The following is a 3,622-nucleotide window of genomic DNA, read 5'->3' on the forward strand; positions in this document are numbered from 1 at the left end:
GCATCGGCCAGATCAACACCGCCGTCAACCAGCTCGACCAGATGACGCAACAGAACTCGGCGCTCGTCGAAGAGAGCGCCGCCGCCGCCGACAGCCTGAAGGAGCAGGCCGCGCGCCTGTCGCAGGCCGTCGGCAGCTTCCGGCTGCAGGCGCACTGAGCCGGCCGGCCCACTGAATCTCCCGCTCTACCCGAGGTGCCCCCATGAACCTGTCCTTCAAACGCAAGATCGGCCTGCTGGTCGGCGCCTCGATCCTGGCGCTGATCCTGCTGACCGTCGCGTCCAGCCTGCGCATGCGCAGCCAGATCGTCGAAGGGCGCAAGGGCCAGCTGGTGACGGCGGTCGAGGCCGCGTACAGCATCGCGGCCGGCTTCGAGGCCAAGGCCGCGGCCGGCACGATGAGCAAGGAAGACGCGCAGAAGGCGGCCCGCGACGCGATCCGCGTGGCCCGCTACGGCGCCGAGGCCAAGGACTACCTCTACATCTTCTCGATGGACGGCTCCGCGGTGATGCACCCGCTGAAGCCCGAGTGGGACGGCCAGCCGATGATCGGCAAGGTCAAGGACAGCAAGGGCCTGGACATCATCCAGGGCGAGATCGACGTGCTGCGCGCCAGCAAGGACGGCCGCGCCTACCTGATGACCGATTTCCCGCGCCCCGGCACGACCGAGTCGGTGCCCAAGCTGATGTACGTGATGCAGCTGAAGAACTGGGGCTGGCTGGTCGGCTCGGGCCTGTACATGGACGACGTCGACGTGCAGGTGCGCGACACCGCGGTGCAAGGCCTGCTGATCACGCTGCTGATCCTGGCCGGCATCGGCGCGCTGGGCATCGTGATCGCCCGCAGCGTGCTGCGCCAGATCGGCGGCGAGCCGAGCGACGCGGTGGCGGTGATGGGCGAGGTCGCGCGCGGCAACCTGTCGGTCGACCTGAGCCAGTCGGTGCCGGGCAGCCTGCTCGATTCGCTGTCGCAGATGGTGCGCTCGCTGCGCACGACGGTGAGCCAGGTGCGCCAGAGCACCGACAGCATCTCCACCGCCTCCGGCGAGATCGCGACCGGCAACCACGACCTGAGCGTGCGCACCGAACAGACGGCGTCGAACCTGCAGCAGGCCGCGTCGTCGATGGAGCAGCTGACCGGCACCGTCAAGCAGAGCGCCGACTCGGCCCGCCAGGCGAACCAGCTGGCCTCGTCGGCCGCCGAGGTCGCGGCGCGCGGCGGCTCGGTCGTCGCCCAGGTGGTCTCGACGATGGACGAGATCAATGCCAGCTCGAAGAAGATCAGCGACATCATCGGCGTGATCGATGGCATCGCGTTCCAGACCAACATCCTGGCGCTGAACGCAGCCGTGGAAGCGGCCCGCGCCGGCGAGCAGGGCCGCGGTTTCGCGGTGGTCGCCAGCGAAGTGCGCAGCCTGGCGCAGCGCAGCGCGCAGGCGGCGAAGGAGATCAAGGGCCTGATCGGCGCCAGCGTCGACCGCGTCGAGGCCGGCTCGCGCCTGGTGGCGGATGCGGGCAAGACGATGAACGAGATCGTCGGCTCGGTGCAGCGCGTCTCGGACATCATCGGCGAGATCACCGCCGCGTCGTCGGAGCAGAGCGATGGCATCGGGCAGGTCAACACGGCGGTCACTCAACTCGACCAGATGACGCAACAGAATGCTGCGCTGGTCGAGGAATCGGCTGCCGCGGCCGAGAGCCTGCGCGACCAGGCCAAGCGCCTGGCCTCGGTGGTCGCGACCTTCCGCCTGGAGGCAGGCGAGAACCTGGTGGCGCAGCCGGTCGCCGCGCCGGCCCTGCCGGCCGTGACGGCGCCCAAGCCGGCTGCCAAGCTTGCCCCCACCGCGACGGCGGCCAAGCCCGTGGCACCCGCCCGCGTCGAACCGAAGCCGGTGGCCGCCACCCTGGCCCCGCGCGCCGAACCGCAACCCGCCGTGGTCGCCAGCAAGCCGGCCGCCAGCGCCGCGCCGAGCGACGACTGGGAAACCTTCTGAAGCCTCCGGACTGTCTGCCATGAACCTGAACAACCTCAGCATCCGCACCAAGCTGATCGGCGGCTTCGGCCTGGTCCTCGCGATCGCGCTGCTGCAAAGCCTGCTGGCGATCGGCCGCCTGGGCCATGTCAACGCGAATGCCGCCGACATCGCCACCAACTGGCTGCCGAGCGTGCGCGCGCTCGGTGAACTGAACACCGATCTCGCGTCGTACCGCGTGGTGCGCCTGCGCCTCGCGCTGATCGACACCTCGCTCGAGGCCGAGCCGATCGAGGCTTCGCTGAAGAAGGTGGAAGGCAACATCGAGACCCACCGCGCCGCTTACCAGGCGATGGTCAGCTCGCCGGAAGAGAAGGCCTTGTACGAGCAGTTCACGCAGCAGTGGAAGAGCTACCAGGCGATCGGTCCCGAGCTGCTGCGCATGGCCAAGGAAATGGACACCGCCGGCATCAAGAAGCTGTTGAACGGACCGGGCGGCCAGTCGTACACCGACGCCCGTGCGCTGCTCGTCAAGCTGGTCGAGCTGAACAGCGCCGGCAGCATGGCCGCCGCGGCCGAGGGCCAGAAGACCTACGAATCCTCGCGCACGGCGCTGATCGCCGGGCTGGTCGTGATGACTGCACTCGGCCTCGCGATCGCCTGGTTCCTGTCGGGCGGCCTGGCCCGCGCCGCGGCGCAGGCGGTGGCCGATGCGAACCGCATCGCCGATGGCGACCTGAGCCAGCCGATCCACGCGAGCGGCACCGACGAAATGGGCCAGCTGCTGAAGGCGCTCGGCGACATGCAGGACAAGCTGCGCGGCATCGTCGGCGGCGTGCGCCAGAACGCCGATGGCGTGGCCACGGCCAGCTCGCAGATCGCGCAGGGCAACAACGACCTGAGCAGCCGCACCGAACAGCAGGCGAGCGCGCTCGAAGAGACGGCCGCGTCGATGGAGCAGCTGTCGAGCACGGTCAAGCAGAACGCCGACAACGCGCGCCAGGCCAACCAGCTGGCGATGAGCGCGTCGAGCGTCGCGGTGTCCGGCGGCGAAGTCGTCAGCCGCGTCGTCGACACGATGAAGGGCATCAACGACTCGTCGCGGCGCATTGCCGACATCATCGGCACGATCGACGGCATCGCGTTCCAGACCAACATCCTGGCGCTGAATGCTGCGGTGGAGGCGGCGCGTGCCGGCGAGCAGGGCCGCGGCTTCGCGGTGGTGGCCGGGGAGGTGCGCAGCCTGGCGCAGCGCAGCGCCGATGCCGCGAAGGAGATCAAGACGCTGATCTCGACCAGTGTCGAGCGCGTCGAGCAGGGCACGGCGCTGGTCGACGAGGCCGGCACGACGATGGCCGAGGTGGTCGCCTCGATCCGCCGCGTGACCGACATCATGGGCGAGATCACGTCGGCGAGCATCGAGCAGTCGGCCGGCGTCAGCCAGGTCGGCGAGGCGGTCACGCAGATGGACCGGGCGACGCAGCAGAATGCGGCGCTGGTCGAGGAAAGCGCGGCCGCGGCCGAGAGCCTGAAGGGGCAGGCCGCCCAGTTGCTGGCAAACGTGGCGGTGTTCAAGCTGTCGGCGGCGCATGCCGCCGCGCCGGCGCCGGTCGCCCAGCCGGCCAAGGCGGTGACCCAGGCGGCCCGCCC

The 3,622-nt window shown here is 69.9% G+C and carries 2 protein-coding genes and 1 pseudogene; all 3 read left to right on the forward strand.

Features of this window, described 5'->3' with window-relative positions; genetic code table 11:
* Positions 1 to 158, forward strand: a pseudogene (locus AC1DXV_RS32690) (methyl-accepting chemotaxis protein); the annotation flags it as partial.
* Between the two features lie 44 nt (positions 159 to 202).
* Positions 203 to 1,993: a methyl-accepting chemotaxis protein gene (locus AC1DXV_RS32695; protein WP_477868663.1), complete on the forward strand. Its 1,791-nt coding sequence runs from the start codon at positions 203 to 205 to the stop codon at positions 1,991 to 1,993.
* A gap of 19 nt (positions 1,994 to 2,012) precedes the next feature.
* On the forward strand, positions 2,013 to 3,622 hold a 1,610-nt coding region (locus tag AC1DXV_RS32700), incomplete at its 3' end, for a methyl-accepting chemotaxis protein (protein ID WP_477937652.1).

Source organism: Rhizobacter sp. P3_C12, assembly GCF_056402735.1.